The organism is Pelobacter propionicus DSM 2379, assembly GCF_000015045.1.
Taxonomy (GTDB): domain Bacteria; phylum Desulfobacterota; class Desulfuromonadia; order Geobacterales; family Pseudopelobacteraceae; genus Pseudopelobacter; species Pseudopelobacter propionicus.
This window is the reverse complement of the sequence record NC_008609.1, coordinates 1,368,306-1,387,448: the sequence shown is the minus strand read 5'-3', so window position 1 is coordinate 1,387,448 and position 19,143 is coordinate 1,368,306. Positions and strand designations below refer to the sequence as shown.

Below are 19,143 nucleotides of genomic sequence, written 5' to 3'. Positions count from 1 at the left end.
CAGGCGCCTACCCACTACCCCCAGAGTTACCCCCAAAACAACCGGATTTCAGGGTACATCATTGGACTACACTGGCAAGACAAAAGAAAAAGCCCCTGATTTCTCAAGGGCTTTTGGATGTGCCCGGACCGTGCCGGACTATTGATTGGTGGAGGTGGTGGGAATCGAACCCACGTCCGAAAAACCTAGCATCTGAGATTCTACACCGTTAGTACATTGCTCAATTTAACCGTCTACCTGCGCAATGAACAAGGCAGTCAGACGACGATCCCGTTGAGTTTCGGGTTGCGCTACGGGCGTCGCGCTTCCCTATCCGGTAGTAAATGACGCCCCCGTTGTACCACCGGCATCTTCATTGGGGACGCCTGTTAAGCCGCTAAGGCTACAGGAGTGTTATAATTGTCGGCAATTAATGCCGTGCAGGTTTATTAAGGTCGGCCACCTGCCCCGACCCGGTGCTACCCAGATTTTCAGTTCCCCGTCGAAACCTTTACACCCCCTTAAATTCCGTGACCAGTGACCAGAAACCGGTAATTTCGTGATTATTACTCGTTCTTGGTCCAGCGTATTCGGCCTTACTCCCTGTTTTTCGATTTGAGCGCCTGGGACAGTTCGCGCTGACTGTCCTTCTTCTTCATGTCTTCACGTTTATCGTATAGTTTCTTGCCTTTGGCAAGCCCTATCTCGACCTTCACCAGACCGTCCTTGAAATACATGCGCAGGGGAACGATCGAATAGCCCTGTTCCCTGATTCTGCCGTACAAACGATCAATCTGCTTGCGGTGCAAGAGCAGTTTTCTATTGCGATCGGCCTGATGGTTCTGGCGATTGCCGAACTCGTAGGGAGAGATGTGCAGATTATGCAGAAAGGCTTCGCCATCGCGCACCAGCATGAAGGAGTCGTTCAGGTTGGCTTTGCCAGCCCGCAAGGACTTCACCTCGGTTCCCAGCAGGACAAGACCGGCCTCCATCTTTTCCTCGATGAAATAGTCGTGGTAGGCCTTTTTGTTATTACAGATCAGTTTTTCACCCATTGCGCGATCCTAACAGATTTACCGAAGAAAGGGAACGACCAGATTGGGAGAACAGCAAACGGGAATCCGTGAATGGACTCCCGTTTGAAATATGCGATAAAACGATTCACCACTCTGCTCGGATTCAGCCCTGTCGCCTCTTCTTTTGAGTCGTTCTCTCCGTTCCGTCTTCCCGAGGCTCTTCAGCGAGGCGAGAGGCACGGGAATTCATCGTTGCAGCCTGGGATGAGATGGTTACAGTATCGGTTTTGGTCTTGACAAGCGCACTTTGGGCGGCCTGACTTGCCTGGGCCAGAGCGGCATGCTGCACACTCTGCGTTGGCGCATTGACCTGAGAAGGAGCAACGAGAATACTGTTCGGTGAAAGCTGAGCTATTGACATCCGTATCACCCCCTCCAGAAAGTACTTTTCTTTTATCGACTTTCCTTCAGAAATATTAAGAATTATTTCAACCTTCCTCGCTTTTCTCGCCGCCAGAGGCTTACATGATGCGACCGGTACTCTAGCGGACCCCACGTTCCTGCGCAGTTGGTTCACTTTCTGCATGACGCAAGCGCCAAGCAGCGCAGGTGTGTCGACCGGACACACCTGCGCTGCATTCAGCGCTCAGAATACCAGCCGATTCTGCCCAAACAGCGGGCAGCAGAAGACACGTACATGTGCCAACAACACCAGAGGAGAAGAACATGCAAAAGATGACAGAAACAGACCGTTACGTGACATTCAAGGGAATTGACGGCGACGGCAATGCCCGGCGATTGGTGGCGATGCTGCGACGTCACATCGATGACCCTGCCAAAACGAATCTGTTCTGGGAGAAATTCAAGGAGAAACTGGAGCTGGCTGAATCGCCCGACACCAACAATACTCGCCGCCTCGACGAACTATTCCTGATCCATTCCTACATCAACAACATATATGATCTGCTTGAGGAACACGGGGACCAAGAGGCGCTGACACTGCTGCACCAGATCGAAGTGGAGTCATGCTGAGCCCTGTCCCCACGTTACAGTTCGGGCGGGGCGATTCCACCGTAACCGTTATTCGCCGGACGTCGCCGACAACAACCTCCGGTATCAGAGGAAGGAACCGGCATGTCAGCGCAACCCATACAACTGCCGGTAGGTGGCGGCCGCAGCATAGACCTTTTTGACGTAGTCACGAGTCTCCTTATAGGGTATGCTTTCAATGAATTCATCCTTATCAAGCCCTTTAAGCCTCTTTCTCCAGCGCGCCACCGCACCTGCACCGGCATTGTAGGCGGCGACCGAAAAAACCACATCGCCGTCATACCCATTCAAAAGATCGCGAAAATGCCGCGTCCCCAACATGATGTTGTAATCGGGGGTTGTCAGTCGAGCGGGATCAAAGGTGCCCTTTTCGCGGGCAGTTGCCTTGGCCGTTGCCGGCATGAGCTGCATCAGGCCGATGGCCCCTGCCGGAGATTTCACTGTAGGCGAGAAACTGCTCTCGGCACGAATCAGGGCATAAATCAGCGCCTCGGAGAGGCTGTTGGCAGCTGTCTGCTGCGCCACCTGACCCGTATAGGCCAGGGGATAACCTGCGGTCCAGAGTGGCAAGCTTTCTTTTTCCCACTTTAGTGAGCGGTTCTGCTGAAAGAGGTAAATGGCTGATCCATAATCGCCCATTTCCAGATAGAGTCGCGCAAAGCCGGGATACTGCCCCTTTTTGTCACCATTCTTCCGTCGAACAGCCGCCTCCCGACGGGCCTCGTCAATCATGCCCAGTGAAGCCAACAGAAGCGGTTTTTCATAACCGGACGGAAGCGGTGAAGCAATCATGGTGGAACGTTGGGCAAGGGATTCACGGTTGTCCTGGATCCCCTTCTTCTCCCGGTGCCACGCGGCGTAAAAACCTGCCGGATATTCGTTCAAAAGCGTGCTGTAACAGTCTGCCGACTCTGCATTGCCGCTGTTCTCCAGCACACGTCCCAGCCAGTAGAGAGCCTTTTCCCGCTGGCCGCCCTCATTCAAAAGCGCCTTGAATGACACGGCAGCCGCAGCATGTTCTCCCGCAAGGTAATGACACCAGCCCGACTCCCAGGCAGCCCGACTGACATGCTTTGATTCCGGGCAGAGTAGAGCAACTCTTTCAAACAGAAGAGCAGCCTCGGCATAGCTCCCTGCCCCCTTTCGCAGGTCGGCGGCCTCCATCAGGGCATCATCGGCGAATTCCTGTTTCTGCCCCTCGCCAGCCAATTCCATTAACATGGTAAAAGCCCGTCCACCCTGGTCAAGATGTTCCAAGGCTTTGGCCTGCCAAAAGCGAGCTTCGGATCGTATGGAGACATTGTTGCTGGTTCCTGCCCTGACCAGACTCTTTTCGGCCTCCTTCCAGTTGCGCATGCGATACTGGTTCAGGCCGGTACGCAACATAACGAGATCGACCAGGGCCGCTGACTGTCCTTCCAGCGGAATTGCCTGGAGTGTCCGCAGTGAGTGCGAAAAGGAGTTTTTCGCGGAAAACGCGGAGGCTCGGCGAAGCAGTTCCTCAGCCGTAAAAGAGTTGCTGGCGATGCCCCGCTTCTCCAGTTCCTTGAGGCGGTCCTGGGATTTCACAGCCTGTAAGGCAAGCGGGGTATTCAGCCAGATGCTCCGGTAAATCTGGACCGCGCCGTTCGTATTGCCCAGCTCCTCGCGGCAGAGGCCGGACAGGAAAAGCGCGTCCACGGAATCCGCGCCAGAGGGGTATTTCTCGACAAAAGCCTGGGACAGCTTGAGCGCTGCGGCGAAATCTCCAGCAGCCACAACGCTGTCGAGTTGAAGCTTCAACGAACGTCGGACCAGCAAAGAAACCGGGTACTCCTTGGGTATGGCAACCGCCTTGGCAGCCGCCTCGGGATACCTTTTCAGCTTAAACAATGCCTCGGCCTGATAGTAGGCGGCATAATCTCCCAGCAGTGGCAATTTCTGCTCAGCCTCCCCCAACAGGGACAGGGATTCTTCGGTCTTCCCTTGACGGAGGGCGCTGACCCCCAGCAAAAACGTACGCTGCGGAGAATCGGCAGTTTTCAGTGCCAAAGCAAAACCGTCCGTATGGTCCTTCTCCCGAAACTGCGATACGGCACTGGTGAGCGCGTCATCGGCATGACAGGAGAGACTGACAAGGGAAACGAGCGAAATACCTGCCAATGCGATAACAAAAGGTCTTCGGGTGGTTCGAAACATGATCTGCCTTTCGTGAACAAGGCCCTGGATGGACGCCCATGGCCTTGGAATTGCGTTAATCAGATGACACACCATAACTCATGCAAACCCTAGGCTGCATTCCGCAGCAGTCGCCCTTTCAGACATGAAGCAGTGGAAGCGTACGGGGCCCGCCTTGATCGTAACAGCACAGACAGCCTGAAGGCGGCAGCAGTAGTTTACAGTCCCCTTCTGGCTAACTCATCCTGATAAAACTTCTGATACAGGGCGTCCCAGTCGCGACTCCCCTGGTCACGATTGCGCAGTTTGGCGCGCACGGTTTCGTCGATCTCCTCGGCCACCTGAAAGAACGACGTAAGCGATTGCTTGACCCTGGCCAAGGTACGTCTCTCGTCTGCCACATCCGCCAGGTCATCGCGCCAGAAACGCTCCATAATCTCATGGGACAGGTTGGATATGCGGTCTTCGGAAAACACCATACAATTTTCACCTTTACTAGCCGGCTTCGAAAGAAGGGTACTGCTCTCAGGAGCTAGAGCACAATCTTGCGATCCTTTGCCAGCTTTTCCTTAATCATGCGCAGCATCCTGCGACGATCAATATCCGCCGCGCCACGCCCCATGGCGGCAATGGTATCATCCAGCATCCGCTCGGCATCCTTTTCCAGCGCCTGCTCCCGGCGAATATCCTGAATGATCGCTCCGGCTATACCCTCGACAACCGCGTTGCGTCCCTGCTTCGGTACGATCAGGGCCTCAGCCATCAGATCACTGCAGACCTTTTCGGCCAGACGCCGTATCTGCTCTTCTCTCAGTCGCATAGTACCTCAAATGAAAAAGGCCCACCAGCGGGCAGGCCTCAACACGGATTGTCTCCGCTCTTATGGGAATGTTCCGCGCTGGTGCGATTGTCCATCCCTGACAGAGACGCTTGACGCAACTTCTGGCAAGCATGCCGCCTGACCACTCAGGCCAGTGTCAATCTGTCCGAAAATCTGCTCTTCACGGCTCGTCGCCTGAGCCGCTACCGTCAACAGCGCAGCCACAACAAATGCCGCAATTATGGTAATTGCGCGTTTCATCACGCATCTCCTTGGTAAAAGTGAATTTGAAACATCTTACTCATTTCGCTCAGAATTGCAATTCATATTATTCGTCATTTCTACCGGCTCCGGATTAATTCGTGAGACACAAACTTGCGCCCATTCCACCGACAGACGACAGCATACTGATTACAATCATAAGCTACCACCTTGAACCTGAATCCGCGGAGCTTTCCGAATCAGCGAGAAAACAGATGAAAACGGCGGGGACAGAAAGCGAAAGCCCCCTTCAAACGCTGAACCCCGGGCACAAATGCCTGTGGCGCCCAAAGCGGAGGGCTTCACGTCAAAAACAACCAGAAACTCCCAATAGATTCAGTTTGTGCTCTCAGGGGATTTTGCCCGCCTGCGAAGAAACAGCGAGAAGAGACCAAAGGCGCCCAAACCCGTCCCCAGCAGAAAAAATGTGCCCGGTTCAGGGGTCACGACATGATTGGGGGGAGGCTTTGGTGACGAGTACTGGCCAAAACCGGGATCATCAGGGGAGCGTGACGGGTCTGAAGAATGGCCGGGGCCCCAAAAGAGGGGCAACCCCAAGTCGCGGGGGACCCGATTGAGGGTTTCGGGGGTAACGTGTGTCGGATCATCTTCGGGCGACCAGGACGCCACCTGCTGAGGAAGATCATCGGCAGACTCTGGTTTGTTCAACCGACGGGGAGGAGCGTCAACCCGTTCAACGGGATCTTCCGGTCCCGTCCCCCTCGGAGCGGGGGCAGCAACATAGTCATTGCAGCAGTAGGTGCGGACCATATGGGTTCCGTCGGTAACATAGCCATCACCTTTGGGCAGCCTGACCGCCCTTGTTGTCCGCCTGACAACCTCACCCTTTCTGTAGGAAACATATGTCCATACCGGCTTATCCTGTTTCCCAAGCCTGGCGTTATCCCAGTTGAACCCGGCGAAGTGGGCGGCCAGCACCGGATCGTTTCGGACCGTAGTGCGGAAATCCTCCACCGAGTGAATGCTGTTTTTCTTGCACAGCCCGTAATACTTCCCGTCGATTTCACTGCTGGCATCGACTGGCTCCTGGCTCTTCTGCACGACTGATCGCACGGGTGTTTCGCGCGAAACACCCTTCCCGTTCATGAGAAATGACCTCATCAGGAGACCTGTCGCCACAAGCGCCAGCACAACAAGCACTGCCACGCCCCACCGGTGGTTAGTGAAGCCGGCAAGCGGCTTTCTGGCCTTATATTGCCTCTTGTCTGGCATGTTGTTGTCTCCCATGGCACGGTTCTTCAAACAGAGTCAATGCATCGACATGCGCCAACGCATGTCAGAGATTCATTTCATCGCATAGTTTTTCGCTGTCACGCAAGCCTGCATCGGACCGAGGGGATCTGTCAAAGAGCCAACCCACATAACAGCATAGTTCTTATGGATACCGACACCGAAAGCCAGAAGGTTGCTCCCCTTCCAGTCACCGGATTCGAGGAGGATTGCGTTGTGGCTCGGGCTCGCCTTCCAGGCCTCCAGCACACGCGCCGGATTGACCTCTTTTTCACTGGTGGAATAAGCATTTTCGTAGCCATCTCCTATATAGGTGAAATTGGTGATCTCGCGTGGCTTGTCCCACATTGCTTCGGCAAACGCATGATCCTTCGTATAGCAGACCGGTTTCCAGGCCCCCTTATCCGACCAACTGTGCAACGAACAGGCCAGGCCACGGTTGTCTGCTCCTTCGGCTGGCTGGTTTTTGCAGAGATCAATGGCATGCACGCGAGCGACCTTGTTCAGCGAGCGTGAATTGACTATCGGTGGCAGTCCATGGCTTTCGCGATATTCATTCACAAGCCGGTACAGCTCCCTTTCCTTTGCCGAGAGACACGCGAATTCTCCCGATTCGTTGAGCGCGCTCTCCATGATGTTCTGGGTAGCGGAATCGGAAAGAGGACTGGCAGTGGCTACCGCACCCATTTCAAGGGAAACCACGGCGGCAAGAACAGCATTCATCAGCATCTTCTGCAGGCGAATGCCATACTTGACACGGCTGGAACGGACATACCCCGCTTCTACAAGTATTTCACCAAGCCTGCCATGGGTCAGTGATTGCCGCTGAAGCGCAAATTCCAGCTGTTCGCGGGTAATATGCCCCGTCGCGACCAGAAGCTCACCCAGCCTGAGGGGAGAATCGCCGGCGCCCCCCTGGTTTAACTGTACGTCAAGAAGGGCGTTCAACTGCCTTTCCGTGAGCATGCCGAGACGCTTGAACACCTCGCCCAGCTTTTCGCCGCTTCGCCGCTGTTCGGAGATTGCGAAGTCAAGCTGTTCGCCGGTGATGCGCCCCGATTGCACGAGCAGTTCGCCCAGCAGTTGTCGTTCGCCGGCGGCAATTTTCACCGCATCGGAGAGAGAGCCCAGATGTCCCTGCACCATGAGCGGGAGCCTGACATCATCCGCCCCCAGCAGCCCCATCCTGACCAGTACCTGCCCCAGAAGTTCCTTGGTTCGCTTCTGTTCCTCCAGGGCAGCATCAAGGCTCCGCTGTGACAAAAACCTGCCATCCAACAGAATTCTGCCAATATGGCGCCGGATTGATTGTTTCACAACCTGACTCCTTGTGTATCGATCCAGTCCTTTTGAATGTGCATGGTTAGAATGTATCATCGCGGAGTCACCAGTGTCCACAATATTCATTAACGCCGAATCCGATAGTTTCCGCGCAGTTGCAACCCTTTAAGGCGGCATAGTACTGTTCACTTCGGCAGGCGGGCGAGTTGACTCAAGACAAATGTGTCCGGCGTGCACATGTAAACGGAATCGTGCATCCAGTGTTCCGGAAACAAAATCAAAACCTGGGCACGCTATCGTGCCCAGGTTGCGACTACCCAGAACTCCCTTGCCCTACCGAAAACCAGCAGAAAAGAAAGAGTTGTATCCGCATGCAGCCCGCTCACTACCTACTGGCACGAGGCACCGAAAACAGATTCTTACCCCTGTTCTCCAGCACCGTACCAGCCAACTGCCGACACGCTCCCCTCCTCACCCCGTTTTTTCCCGTGACCCAGTGCGGTTCCCTGTGCCCATCCCTCACTGTTCAGAATCCGTGCAGGTTTTCCACCTTAACCGCCAGTTCTTCGCCGCGAATCCTCCTCAGGGTGGCGGCCACCACCTCCACGTCGTTGTCAAAGGAACCATGGGCAAGTGAGATATACTCCTGGCCGTCGAACACCTTCGCCCGTTCCTTGGTATGAACCCTGACCGTCTGCATTCCCCCCATGAACGTGCGCCAGCGGGCGACGTCGACCGTTTTCCTGGCGTTCCACAATTCTTTAGATTCCACCGCCGGATTCCAGGCCGCTTCCATGCCGAGCAGCGGCATCTTGTGCACATCCTCCAGCGCCCTGCTGACCAGGTACAGCAGAGACTTGCCGTACGGACCGACCGTATCGGCCAGTTCCCGTTCGTCACTGAGAATATCGAAGAAAAACCGTTCTTTCGACAAGATATTTTTCTTCACAGCCGAGGCATAATGCTCCAGAGCAAAACCGACCGTGCAGGCCGGGGCGTACAGGGACAGGCTTTCGACCTGGAGCTTTTTTTGAGTCAACTGGTCCAAAAGGTGGCCGTGAAGGATGGAGCCGGCAGAATGTCCCACCAGATGGATCTGGAGCGCAGGGATGCGCTGCTTCAGTTCCACCAGGTGACCGGCCAGCAGCGCCAGGCCAGCGTCACGCTCCACCGCGGCAGCCGCATTCTGCTTCATCTGCATCCAGACCGGTTTGACCAGCAGCTTTTCGCAGGCCAGCTCCACGGAACGGTCCTTGGCTTCCTGCAACTGATTCTTCACTTCGGACCAGAATCCGCGTGAAAGTTCTCCCTCTGACGTCTTGAAATACTTCGACACGGCATCATCGAGGATGCCGGAGATGCTCTCCCCGAAACCGGTTTTCCAGGTTACGAAGAGCGGATAGATTCCGTTCTCACGGAAGTAGGGTCCCATCACCCGGATCCGCTTTATGGAAGCCTCCTCGTCGTTCAGGCCGCCGTGGGCGTAGATGGCGATGATCGGCTTCTGCTGCCCGCCAAGCCAGGCCAGGGGAAGATTAAGCGCTGCTTCCCGGACCCCAGCAACCGCATCCGCCACATCGAGAAAGCGGTTGATGGGGCGACCGTCGTTTCCCAGCACCAGGGAATGCTCATAGGCCTCCCCCTCGCTCCAGGGGTGCACAGCGGGAGTGGCATGGGCATAGGGGATGGCGGTGCTGTCCGAAGACCAGGACCACTCGGCCCTGCCGCTGACCGCATCATGCAGGCTCAGGCTGGTGCGGGTACGCACCGCATCCACCAGTTCCATGGGAGCTCCGCACACCGCCACCCAGGCATCGGAACCGTTGCGAATCCAGTCCTCGTAGCCCAGAATGGCGAATCCCAGACAGCCCCATCCATCTCCCCAGGAGTTCTGAACGATAAAGCCCCGGGTGGTATATCCGGTTATGGCAAAGGCATGGCCGCCGGCAACCTCCGTCGTAAACGGAATCATCGGTAGAGTTGACGATGCACCGAGAGACCACCCCTTGTGGACCGAGGCCGACACATAGATTGCTCCCACCTCTCTGATGGCCGCCTGCATATCGGCGATGGAATCCTTGTTGATACGGTAATAGGCACCCAGCGGCCGCCGCGCCGCATCCTGCTGCCACCCCTCCTTGGGGGGAACGAATTTGGTTTTGTACGGCCAGAACTGTTCCGTGCAGATACCATGGCGATGCCACCCCTTCATGGCACCGCGGCAACTGGATCCCTCGTAGTCCTCGCCCGGCCATTCATCATAGATACGAGCCATGTGGTAGAGCATGCGCGGGCTGACCCTGGCAATTCTGGACACGCTCCTGCCGCCATCCTTCCCCGCTTCCAGACATTCCTTCCAGAGCAGGTAGTTGATGACCGCGGCCAGCCCGAAGCCGGTACAGGCCCCCTCCTTGCCCTGATTCAGGATCAGCTTGTGCTTTCTGGTGTAGTCGGCCAGGTGATTTTCAATGAACTCCGGTGAGGGGTACTGCTCGGGAAGACAGACCAGTGGCGGATTGTAGACCCGGTCGCGATAGTCGATACGGTCGGGACGGGCATCAAAGGTGCGGTTGGCGTCAGGTGTGCTCGGCATAACGATCTCCTTTTTCGCACTACGAGGCGCCCCCACGGGGCACCTGTCTGCTGGTTTTCGATTGAAACCAAAACCACTTTATTCCCGGCTGATCGGCATCGAGGCGTACACAAGCGTCAAGCCTGATCATGAATTCCCGGCCAACAAAAGCGGTGGTTTTCCGAAGAAAACATACCACTCTCTGACAACTTGTAAATTAAAACATTCAATAAATACACGACTAACGATCTGGTCCAAGGTTGCCGGGTCGCGCACGACACGGATGAACATGGGTCGCAGTAGCGGTGGAGAGGCATAGTCGCGGCATATCTGCAACCGGTCGCTTTCCCGCAGAAGCAGCGGAAGGCATGCACATCCGGCGGAAAAATGAATTGCGCCATTGCCCGCCATGGGTCACTATCAGGGTGCGAAAGCCTCCGTAACCGACTGCGGGACAGCCCGACGCGGTGAGCAGTCAGAGTACCGAAAAGGAGTTACCTTCCCCATGTTCACCCGCCTCTACATCCATATCCCCTTCTGTCTGCACAAGTGCCCCTACTGCGCCTTCATCTCCCAGGAGGGCTCCCCAGCCCGGCGGGAGGCATACGTGGAACTGTTGCAGGCCGAGATGCGCCTGGCCCATGCCGGGATTCCGTCCGGCCGCCCCCTGGAGTCGGTCTACTTCGGCGGAGGAACTCCGTCCCTGCTGGAACCCGACCAGATCGGACGGATACTTTCCCTGGCCGACACCCTGTTTAGCCTGTTGCCCCATGCCGAGATCACCCTGGAGGCCAACCCGGGCACCATCGACAGGGCGAAGCTGGCGGGCTTCCGCCATTCAGGAGTCAACCGGCTCTCCCTGGGGGTGCAGTCCTTAGACGACCGCATGCTGGCCAGCCTGGGGCGGATCCATTCGGCGGCCCAGGCAGAACAGGCCGTGAAGGCGGCCCGGGCGACCGGGTTCGCTAACATCGGCATCGACCTGATCCATGCCCTGCCGGGACAGACCATGGAGATGTGGCGCCACGACCTGGAGCGTGCCCTGGATCTGGCGCCGGAGCACCTGTCGGTCTACGGCCTGACCATCGAGGAGGGCACCCCCTTCGCCCAACGCTACACCCATGACCGTGACCTGCCGGACGAAGACCTGTCCGCCGACATGTTCCTAGCCGCCGATGACCTGCTGGGCGCTGCCGGGTACGAGCATTACGAGATCGCCAACTACGCCCTCCCCGGCTTTCGTTCCCGACACAACAGCGGCTACTGGAGGCGCGACGGCTACCTGGGGCTGGGGGCCGGCGCCCACTCATTCCTGCGTGGCACCGGCCACGGCCTCCGCTTCGCCAACAGTAGCGACGTCGACGAGTATGCAGCCGCCATCACTCGTGGCCAGTTACCCCGACAGGAGATGACCGAGATTTCAGACGACGATGCCCTGGCAGAGTTCATGTTCCTGGGCTTGCGCATGCTGGACGGGGTGACATTCAGCGACTTCCGGAGGGAATTCGGAATGGAGATGAAGGAGCGTTTCGGTAAGGAGTTGGAGGAGCTGACAGGTCTGGGGCTACTGGCCATGGACGACAGAGGAGTGCACCTGACCAGGCGCGGCATGCTGCTCTCCAACCAGGTCTTTACCCGATTTCTGGAATAGCGCCCCCCGTCGCCGCCCCCGCATTTTCTCCTCGGAGCCATTATTAAATCTGCCCCCTATCCCCATCCCGGACACAGTGGCAAACCACGATCCGATACGGGGAGAAACTGAAGGAGTATCCAGCACATGAACAACGATGCGATCGACACGACAATGCTGCCACTCCCCGGTCGCTACCGCCACTACAAGGGTAACGAATACGAAGTGATTGGTAGTGCCCGCCACAGCGAGACGGAAGAATGGCTGGTCGTCTACCGCAAGCTGTACGGCGACCGCTCGCTCTGGGTGCGGCCACGGGGCATGTTCCTGGAGAGCATATTGGTGGATGGGCACGATAAGCCACGTTTTGAGTGGCTGGGAGAGATGGGAGCGTAGGAGTGACTTCTCCCGGGCAATTCCCCTTGCCCTCCCTGGCAGAGGGATTATACTTGCCTGCACATGGGACCACACCGCCACGGCATATTCCTGCTGCTCGTCTGCCTGATCTTTGCTTCCACGGCATGGGGCGAGCCTCCCTTCGGCCAGCTCTGGAGCGGCTTCTCCACCTCGCTCTCCAACCGCTCGCCTGAACAGCGCAAGAATGCCGCCATCGCCGGCCAAGCACTGGACGGCGCCATCATCCCACCTGGCGGTACGTTCAGCTTCAACCAACGGGTGGGAGCCCGCGAGCGGGAGAAGGGCTTTCTGCCGGCGCCCTACCTGACCAGCAACGGCACCCTTGACGACACCCCCGGCGGCGGCATCTGCCAACTGGCATCCACACTCTACAACGCCGGGCTGCTGGCAGGGCTGGAGGTGGTGGAACGCCACCCCCACTCCCGCGCCGTGGCCCACGTTCCTCCCGGTCGCGACGCCACCATCTCCTCCTGGCGCAAGGACCTGAGGCTGCGCAACCCCTTCCCCCACCCGCTCAAACTGCGCATCGACTCCGGCAACGACCGCCTGACCGTCTCCTTCCGTTCTCCGGTGGCCCGGCTGTTTCAGGTGGAAATCCAGTCAAGCCAGATCAGCCAGGAACCGGAAACCGTGGCCATAAGCGCGGGGAAGTCTGGGCAACCCGGCAGTCACGGCTTCTCCACCCGCACCTGGCGGATAACCCACACGAATGGCATCGACAAAAGAGAACTCATCTCCGAGGATAACTACCCCGCACCCAGCAGGGTCATCGCCGGTGGCGGAAATTGAAACTCCCCCACAACGGGCCATGACATGAGCAAAGCCAAAAGAACGATTACGCTCTTGACCATACCCTTCCTGATGTTCGCCGGCATATCAACGGTATGGGCGACACCACCGCGCTTCACCGCGACAGAATCATCCGCCCTCGTGGAGTACGCCCGCGCCTGCCTGCTGGCCCGACTGGATGGCGTCTCCCTCCCCCCCCCTCCCCCATGCGCGACACGGCAACAGCAGGCCTGCTTCGTCACCTTTTTTCAGGGCAGGCGGGTTGTGGCCTGTTTCGGCGGTTTCATCCCGCGCCGGGCCAGCCTGGCCGAGGAGATCGCCGACAACGTCCGGTTGGCGCTCAAAAATGATCCCCGCAGCCGCGGTTTGAGTCGCGAAACAGCCCAGGCAACGGGAGTGCAGATCACCTTCCCCCTGGATCAACCGGAGCGGGTGGCGGACTACCGTGCCATCGATCCGCTGCGGGAGGGGATGTTTGTGGAAGGTAATGATGCTGGCATGGCCTTTGTCCCGGGCGAGGCACGCACCGCCAGCTGGGCCTTCCGCCAGGCCCTGGCCAGGCTGGGGGAGAACGACCCGTCCAGCGTGCGGGTGAGCCGCTTCAGGGCCATGGCCATCTCCACGAGAGGCATCGACAGGTGATGGCATCCTCTCCTGCCTCGTCGGGCTTATCGGATAGCCTACCAACAACCAAGGAGTCCCTCATGAAAACGATCCGCATTCTGTTTACCCTGCTGATCATGACCCTGATACCGGCAGCAGCTTGGGCCGCCCGGGGCAAGCCCCCCCAAACCGCCAAACAGGTCAGCGTTAGCGGAACCATCATCTCCGCCGAGACCAACCGTCCGGTGAAGGGGGCAACGATCACCTTCATGGAAAACAGGGGGATGAAGGTTCCCTTGACCAGCGCAGCCACTGCCACGTCCGACAGCGAGGGGCGCTTCAACGTGGATCTCAAACCGGGCTACTATACCTGGCTGGTGAGGAAGGATGGCTACGGGCTCTTCGAGGGAGGGGCGTCGGTCAGCTCCAGGCAAACGGAGACGCTCAGCGCCTACCTGCACAGACAGGCCGAGCTGTCCGGACGGCTGGTGGACGGGGGCGGCAGGCCGATGCCGGGGGTCAGAATCGTGGCAAGCCGCTGGGTTGGGAGCGTCAGCGGCAGTGACGGCCGTTTCACCATAACCGGCCTGGACAGCCAGGGGTACGAGCCGCGACTCCAGCACCCCGGCTGGGTACTGGAAAAGAGCGCCTACATCCAGTTGGACCCGGCCGAGAAAAAGGATCTGGGCGATCTGGTCATGCGCCGCGCCGCCACGCTCAGCGTCACGGTCATTCCCCGGAACGGGGCTGGCCGCCCGCTGGAACGCATCAACCTGAGTTTCTCCGGAGATTCCCTCTACCGTTCGGCAACAACCGCCGGCCGCTCCGTTGCCGTGTTCAACGACCTCCCCCCCGGCGATTATTCCCTCTTCCCCTCGGATGAGCGGCTGAACGGCACCAGGGAGGTCGTCAGGCTCCAGGAGGGGGAGCAGCGCACCCTGACCCTGCGACCGGAGGTAAAGCCCCCCTGGCTGACCATCGAGGAGTACGGCGACGTCTTCCTGCCGGACAGGGCGCTCAAGCTGCGCACCCATGGCCTCTGGGTGGAGAAGGCCGAGGCGGTGATCTCCGCGATTGACAGCGCGCCCCTGCTGACGGGTAAGGTCGACCTGCGCCAGCCTGACGGCATCCCCACCGGATACCTGCACAAACTGACCAGCTATCCGCTGACTTTCCCGGCGCGGCGATACGGCCACTCCCGCAGCGCCCACGTCCCCATCCCGGGACTGAAGCCGGGCGCCTACCTGCTGGAGCTGAAGGGCAGCGGAGCAACGGCCCGCTTCGGCTTCCTGGTGACCCGCCTGGGGCTGGTGGCCAAGACGTCCCCAAAGGGCACACAACTGTACGCCACCGACCTGGTCAGCGGCAGGGCGCTCGCCGGGGTAACCATCGGCTCGACACAGTCCGGGACACAGGCAACCAGCGATGCCAACGGCATGGCCACCTGGGATACGACCGGCTCGGCGCGGACATTGACCGGACGCCTGGGCGACAGCCTGGCATTCCTGGAGCTGGGCTCCGGGGAAACCCAGGCTGCCACGACCAGGGGGTATCTCTACAGCGACCGTCCCGCCTACCGCCCCGGTCAGACAGTTTACTACAAGGGGGTCCTGCGTCAGCGCGGGGATGGGGACGCTTACACCCTGCCAAAGCTCGACCGCATACATGTGACCATCAGCGACAGCGGCGACAAGACGGTCTGCGAACATGACGCCCCCCTGTCGTCAGGCGCTTCGTTCCAGGGGGAATGCGCCCTGGCACGGGGAGCATCCCTGGGCGGCTATACCATCAACGCATCTGCCGGGAATGAGTCCTGGCAGGGGTGGTTCAGGGTGCTGGAGTACCGAAAACCGGAGTTCGAGCTGCAACTGACACCCGACCGCCGCTTCCTGGTGACGGGGGAGACGGCACAGGTCAGGTTGAGCGGCCGCTACTACTTCGGGGCCCCACTGGCCGACGCCAGGGTCAACTGGCGCATCTACAGCAGGCCTGCTGCGGAACTAGGCAGGGACAGCGACGGCTATGACGACGAAGAGCGCTCCTCCGGCGGATACGCAGACTTCATCGGTGAAGGGGAACTGCGCCTGGATGACAAGGGCGAGGCGCTGATACCGGTTGCGGCCAAGAGCCATGACATGCCTCACAGCTACACCCTGGAGGTGGATGTGACCGACGCCTCCTCGCGCCAGGTATCATCCTCTTCTTCCCTGACAGTTGTCCCCTCCCTGGTGGCGCTGAAGGTCACAACCAGCTCCTACCTGACCAAGCCGGGTCAGGCGGTGGAGGTAAGCCTCTCCGCGGCCGACTGGGAGGGGAATCCCCGGGCAGTGCCGCTGAACCTGGCATTCGAGCAGCAGATCTACGACGGGAAGAGCCGCTCCCACTCCTGGAAGCGGTCAGGCTCCGTCAGCCTGACGACGGACGTGAGCGGCAGGGCCCAGACCAGCTACCGTTTCCCCCACCCCGGATTGTGGCGGGTCAGGGGCCGGGCCGCCGACCAGGCCGGGCGCACCTCAACGGCCGACGCCCTGATCTGGGTCTGGAAGGAAGGGGATGACTGGCAGGGGCCCCAACGCGACCTGGAGGCGGAATTCGACCAAAAAACCTACAAACCGGGCGACACGGCCCGCCTGATCGTACGCACACCGGGCAGCGGCGGCACCCTGCTGCTGACCCTGGAGGGACGGGAGATCCACAACAGCCGCACCATCGTGCTGAAGAACAACCTGCAGGTGGTGGAGATCCCGGTGAGCGAGAGCTATGCGCCGTTCATGCATGTCTCGGCGGTGACGGTACGCGGCGGACGCTTCTTCAGCCGCACCCTCCCCCTGCGGGTGGATATCCAGCCGGGCAAGCTGGACATCAGGGTCAGGGCTGACAAGCCGGTCTACGCTCCCGGGGACCGGGTGCGCCTGACCATCTCCCCCACGGCGGAGGGAAAGCAGGTGCCTGCCGAGCTGTCCCTGGCAGTTGTGGATGAGGCTATCTTCGCCGTGGCGCCCGAACGGGGCGATGACATCTACCGTTTCTTCCGCGGCAACCGCGAGCACCTGGTGACCACCCTGCACTCTTTCCCCCGCGTCTACCTGGGAGGCGCAGCCAAGGATGGGGCCGCACTGACCGCCCAAGATGATGGCCTTAAGGGGGTGAAGAGCCGCAAGACCTTCAAGGATACCGCCCTGTGGCAACCGATGCTGACCACGAACGCTGACGGCAGCGCCACGGCCGAGTTCACCCTGCCGGACAACCTGACCACCTGGCGGGCAACAGCCGTTGGCCAAACCCTCAGCAGCGACTTCGGTACGGGGCGAGAGAAGTTCATCGCCCGCCTGGGACTGATGGCGCGGCTCTCCCCTCCCCGCTTCCTGACCGTGGGGGACGAACTGAAAATTCCGGGGCTGCTCACCAGCATGGCCGACAGGCAACAGACGGTCAGGGGGCGCTTCGAAGCCAGCGGCCTGACCTTGCTGAAGGGTACGGATTTCAGCGGAGAACTAGCTCCCCGCGGGACGCTGCGCCGCGACATGGCGCTCAAGGCCGAGCGGGCCGGCAATGCCACCCTGAAACTGATGGCCAGGGGAGAACAGGGAGCGGATGCCATGGAGCTGACCCTGCCGGTGCTGGAACGGGGCATACCCCGCACGGCCGCTACCGGCATCGCCCTCAGGGAGCGGCAGGGGGATGAGACGCTGACCCTGCCGGACAACGCCCTGCCCGGCTCAGGGGAGCTGAAGATCTCTTTCTCCCCCACCATCGCCGCCAGCCTGGACAGCGCCATCAGCCGACTGGTGCAGTTTCCCTACGGCTGCGTCGAGCAGACCCTGTCGCGATTCATCCCGGCCCTGCACGCCCGCGCCCTGCTCTCCCAACAGGGCTGGCAGCCGGACCCGGCAACACAGGAAAAGCTGGCATCGGCCATCGATCAGGGGATGAAGCGGCTGGAGGAGATGCAGCACGCGGATGGCGGCTGGGGCTGGTGGGAGCGGGACAGCAGCAGCCTGACCATGACCAGCCATGCCCTCTACGCCCTTGGTTTGGCAAAACGGGCCGGACTGCCCATCCCGCCAGGGATGGTACAGCGGGGAACCCAGGCCCTGGAGAGCCTGCTGCGCAACGCCCCGGCCGGAGACCAGGCCCGCGCCTTCCGGGCTTTTGCCGTCAACGCTATCGACAAGGAAGAGTTGGAGCAGCGGATCCGCCTGGAGTGGGGGGAACTGACCACGGCGGATCAGCTGGCCTTCTGCCAAGGGCTGGCTTTTGCCGGCCGGAACGATGCGCTCCCCCCCCTGCTGGATGAGCTGAAGCGAAATATCCGCCATGAGGGGACAGCGGCCTATATCCAGGACAGGGACGCGGATTCTTGGTGGTACGGCTGGCGCTGGGGCTCTTCGGCAGTGGAAACCACCTCCGGCCTGCTGTCACTGGTGGTGAAGCAGAACCCCGCCGACCCGCTGGCGGCCAGGCTGGCGGAATTTCTGGCCCGCCGCCAGAGTGGCGGCTGGTGGCGTACCACCACATCATCGGCGGCAGCAGTGGTAGCGCTGGCCGATTATGTGGCGGCCAGCGGCGAAAGCACTGCCAGCTACAGCGCGACCCTGGCCGTAAACGGCAAGAAACTGGCCGACTACCGCGTGGAGAAGGGCAGGCTGGTGGCGGGAGAACGGCAGCTTTGCATCACGGCAGCAGCCCTGAAGAGCGGGAACAACACCCTGAAACTGACAAAGGATGACGGCGGTGCCGCCTATCTGGCCGCGACCCTGGAGTACGCCGTTCCTCCCGAGGCCGTGCAGTCATCCCCCGGCCTGAAGATCACCCGCAGCATGTACCGCATCAACTCCGTCAAGACACAGGAGGGCTGGCGACGCGAGCTCACTCCCCTGGCCGCAGACCAGCCGGTCAGCCCGGGAGACGATATCGAGGTGCGCCTGACCGTGGACAACGACCGGGCGCTGGAGTACGTGATCATCGAGGACCGCCTGCCGGCCGGGTTCGAATCGCGCGAGGCGGATCGCGACCCGCGTTTCAGGGACGAAACGGCCTTCTTCGACTGGTACGCGCACCGCGAGCGCCGCGACGAGCGCATGGCCTTCTTCGTCACCAGTCTGCCGGCGGGACGGCATGAGTTCCGCCACGTGATCTATCCCGAACTGGAGGGAAGGATCACGGCGCTGCCGGCGGTGGTCTGGCCCATGTACCAGCCTGAACTGCGCGGGGAGAGCCGGGCGTGGAAGGTGGAGGTACGGGGACGTTAAGGGGCTTGTGCGACAGGCCGGGCGATGGTATGCTCCCGGACCTAAATGAACGACAAGACAAGCGA

The 19,143-nt window shown here is 59.8% G+C and carries 14 protein-coding genes, 1 other RNA gene and 1 pseudogene; 7 read left to right on the top strand and 9 right to left on the bottom strand.

What is annotated here, in order from left to right:
* Positions 1-146: 146 nt before the first annotated feature.
* Together ssrA and smpB are read right to left on the bottom strand one after the other, a co-directional pair.
* Positions 147-500, bottom strand: a transfer-messenger RNA (tmRNA) gene (gene ssrA / locus PPRO_RS20085).
* A gap of 75 nt (positions 501-575) precedes the next feature.
* Positions 576-1,034 carry an SsrA-binding protein SmpB gene (gene smpB / locus PPRO_RS06510; RefSeq protein WP_011735236.1) on the bottom strand — a complete coding sequence of 153 codons (459 nt, stop codon included), beginning with the start codon at positions 1,032-1,034 and terminating at the stop codon, positions 576-578.
* Between the two features lie 687 nt (positions 1,035-1,721).
* On the opposite strand from smpB, the gene cowN reads away from it, so the two are divergent.
* Complete coding sequence (gene cowN / locus PPRO_RS06500; protein ID WP_011735234.1) at positions 1,722-2,027, top strand: N(2)-fixation sustaining protein CowN; 306 nt, start codon at positions 1,722-1,724, stop codon at positions 2,025-2,027.
* A 105-nt stretch (positions 2,028-2,132) separates the two neighbouring features.
* Here the strand turns inward: cowN and PPRO_RS06495 are convergent, their stop codons facing one another.
* From PPRO_RS06495 to PPRO_RS19395, 6 genes and pseudogenes are all read right to left on the bottom strand, one after another.
* On the bottom strand, positions 2,133-4,076 hold the full coding sequence (locus tag PPRO_RS06495) for a lytic transglycosylase domain-containing protein (RefSeq protein ID WP_232286701.1): 1,944 nt from the start codon (positions 4,074-4,076) through the stop codon (positions 2,133-2,135).
* A 344-nt stretch (positions 4,077-4,420) separates the two neighbouring features.
* A pseudogene (locus tag PPRO_RS21620) lies at positions 4,421-4,684 on the bottom strand (DUF507 family protein); the annotation flags it as partial.
* 50 nt (positions 4,685-4,734) lie between these two features.
* Complete coding sequence (locus tag PPRO_RS21615; RefSeq protein ID WP_011735231.1) at positions 4,735-5,022, bottom strand: DUF507 family protein; 288 nt, start codon at positions 5,020-5,022, stop codon at positions 4,735-4,737.
* Positions 5,023-5,082: 60 nt separating this feature from the next.
* Positions 5,083-5,283, bottom strand: coding sequence for a hypothetical protein (locus PPRO_RS06480; RefSeq protein ID WP_041532180.1), 201 nt, complete (start codon positions 5,281-5,283; stop codon positions 5,083-5,085).
* Positions 5,284-5,619: 336 nt separating this feature from the next.
* The gene (locus tag PPRO_RS06475) at positions 5,620-6,516 is read right to left on the bottom strand and encodes a PEP-CTERM sorting domain-containing protein (protein ID WP_011735230.1); all 897 of its coding nucleotides are present in this window, start codon (positions 6,514-6,516) and stop codon (positions 5,620-5,622) included.
* Between the two features lie 72 nt (positions 6,517-6,588).
* Positions 6,589-7,680, bottom strand: a complete 1,092-nt coding sequence (locus tag PPRO_RS19395) for a CAP domain-containing protein (RefSeq protein WP_198138334.1) — start codon at positions 7,678-7,680, stop codon at positions 6,589-6,591.
* Between PPRO_RS19395 and PPRO_RS21610 the strand changes: the two genes are divergently transcribed.
* Entirely contained in the window at positions 7,666-7,794 is a 129-nt protein-coding gene (locus tag PPRO_RS21610) for a hypothetical protein (RefSeq protein ID WP_269634981.1), read from the top strand. The genes PPRO_RS19395 and PPRO_RS21610 overlap by 15 nt on opposite strands.
* Positions 7,795-8,341: 547 nt before the next feature.
* Here PPRO_RS21610 and PPRO_RS06465 read toward each other — a convergent pair.
* Positions 8,342-10,408 carry a C1 family peptidase gene (locus PPRO_RS06465; RefSeq protein WP_011735228.1) on the bottom strand — a complete coding sequence of 689 codons (2,067 nt, stop codon included), beginning with the start codon at positions 10,406-10,408 and terminating at the stop codon, positions 8,342-8,344.
* Between the two features lie 484 nt (positions 10,409-10,892).
* On the opposite strand from PPRO_RS06465, the gene hemW reads away from it, so the two are divergent.
* From hemW to PPRO_RS06440, 5 genes are all read left to right on the top strand, one after another.
* The gene (gene hemW, locus PPRO_RS06460) at positions 10,893-12,038 is read left to right on the top strand and encodes a radical SAM family heme chaperone HemW (RefSeq protein WP_011735226.1); all 1,146 of its coding nucleotides are present in this window, start codon (positions 10,893-10,895) and stop codon (positions 12,036-12,038) included.
* A 126-nt stretch (positions 12,039-12,164) separates the two neighbouring features.
* Positions 12,165-12,413, top strand: a complete 249-nt coding sequence (locus PPRO_RS06455; RefSeq protein ID WP_011735225.1) for a DUF1653 domain-containing protein — start codon at positions 12,165-12,167, stop codon at positions 12,411-12,413.
* Positions 12,414-12,476: 63 nt separating this feature from the next.
* Positions 12,477-13,223, top strand: a complete 747-nt coding sequence (locus tag PPRO_RS06450) for a VanW family protein (protein WP_011735224.1) — start codon at positions 12,477-12,479, stop codon at positions 13,221-13,223.
* A 24-nt stretch (positions 13,224-13,247) separates the two neighbouring features.
* Complete coding sequence (locus PPRO_RS06445) at positions 13,248-13,865, top strand: AMMECR1 domain-containing protein (protein ID WP_011735223.1); 618 nt, start codon at positions 13,248-13,250, stop codon at positions 13,863-13,865.
* Positions 13,866-13,927: 62 nt separating this feature from the next.
* A complete protein-coding gene (locus PPRO_RS06440) occupies positions 13,928-19,078 on the top strand; it encodes a carboxypeptidase regulatory-like domain-containing protein (protein ID WP_041532178.1) in 5,151 nt (1,716 codons plus the stop codon).
* Positions 19,079-19,143: the final 65 nt, after the last annotated feature.